Annotated in this window: 2 protein-coding genes; one reads left to right on the forward strand and one right to left on the reverse strand. The window is 66.8% G+C overall.

Annotated features, from left to right (window positions below; translation table 11 throughout):
• The coding region (locus B2W70_RS02400; RefSeq protein ID WP_286742468.1) for a squalene/phytoene synthase family protein at positions 1–635 on the reverse strand (635 nt) is incomplete at its 3' end.
• A gap of 209 nt (positions 636–844) precedes the next feature.
• On the opposite strand from B2W70_RS02400, the gene B2W70_RS02405 reads away from it, so the two are divergent.
• Positions 845–1,475 (forward strand): efflux RND transporter periplasmic adaptor subunit (locus B2W70_RS02405; protein WP_286742470.1); only part of this gene is annotated, 631 nt, incomplete at its 3' end.

A 1,475-nucleotide genomic window follows, 5' to 3' on the forward strand; every position in this document is an offset into this window, starting at 1 on the left:
GCCAGCAACTGGGGCCAGCCTGGCGGCGCCTGTTCAGGAACCGGCTTGACCAGCTGGTGTGCCTTGACGTCGTGGGTCTGCAACAAATCGATGCCCACCATGACCCAGCCAGCGCGTGCGTCCTGGCCCAGGCGCCCGAGTCGGTGGCTCAGTCGCAGGCCGGTGCCAAGCAAGGCGGCGGCCGAGCGCGCCTCATCGCTCGTGGCCCCCAGCAGGCGTGCAGCGCTTTCGCAGGCCAGCCCGGTGGTCTGCTGAGCGTGGCGCACGAAGTGGGCTTCGTCCATCCAGCGGTTTTGATGCACCAGTTGAATCAGGCCCTCGATCTGGGTCATGCAAACGGCGGTTTCTGGCCAAGTGGCCCCCTCGGGCAGGCGCAAATTGTTTTTCTCGCGCGTGAGGGGGTGGTTGGGCTCGCCCCGTTCGGTTGCCTGCAGCTCGTTGGCCCACCAACGCAGCTTGGTTTCGGCCACACCCGGATCCTGGACGTCCAGCGGGATGCGGGCCGTTTCGTGCCACCAATTCAGCCAGCAGAGCAGGGCGGGCGCGTGCGCCGCAGGGCTCAGGCGCGTCGCGTGAGCCAGGCTGCTGCCAGGGCGAGGAAAATCTGGCGACAAGGGATGGGGGGTCTCGGACATGGTGGTGTAGCAGTTCGGGTTTGCCCGCAACAAACAACAAGGGGCGGACAACGAGGTCGCCATTGTCTCAACAGCTGAATTGACATGGGCAGGCGCGCGTGCCTACATTACTGACCCGCGGGTCAGTTGCTGCGCCACCAGGTTGGCATGGGTGATCCGACCCGACCGCGACGGCGGTTGTCCTCCTTGCATCCGAACCCCTGCACACCATGCGCTGGCCCCTGGCAACTCCTGCTCCCTCCATGTCTCGTTTTGCGCCTTCTGCCGCGCCCCTGGTCGCGATCCTCCTCGTCTCTGCGGTTTTCTTGTCTGCTTGCGGCAAGCAGGCCGAGCAGGTGGCCCCGATTCGGGCCGTGCGCACCATGGTGCTGACCGATGGCGGCGCCTCGTTGCAACGCGAGTTTTCGGCCGACATCCGAGCCCGCACCGAATCTCGCTTGTCTTTCCGGGTGGGGGGCAAGGTGACCCAGCGTGCGGTGGAGCTGGGGCAACGGGTCAAGGCTGGCCAGTTGTTGGCCCAGGTCGATCCGCAGGACCTGAGACTGGGCGCCGACGCGGCCAAAGCTGCGTTGTCTGCGGCCGAGGCCCAGGCAGGGCAGGCCAGCGCTGACCTGGCGCGCTTCAAAGAGTTGCGTTCGCAAGGTTTCATCAGCGAGGCCGAGCTCGAGCGCCACAGCACGGCCGAACGCGCTGCGCAGGCCAGCCTTCGCCAGGCTCGTGCCCAGGCTGGTGTTCAGCTCAATCAGGCGGGTTACGCGTCGCTGACCGCAGGTGCTGCCGGCGTGATCACCGCGGTTGATGTCGAGCCCGGGCAGGTCGTGGGGGCAGGGCAGCCCGTGT

It is taken from the genome of Aquabacterium sp. UBA2148 (genome assembly GCF_002328915.1).
In the GTDB taxonomy this organism is placed as follows: Bacteria; Pseudomonadota; Gammaproteobacteria; order Burkholderiales; family Burkholderiaceae_C; genus Aquabacterium; species Aquabacterium parvum.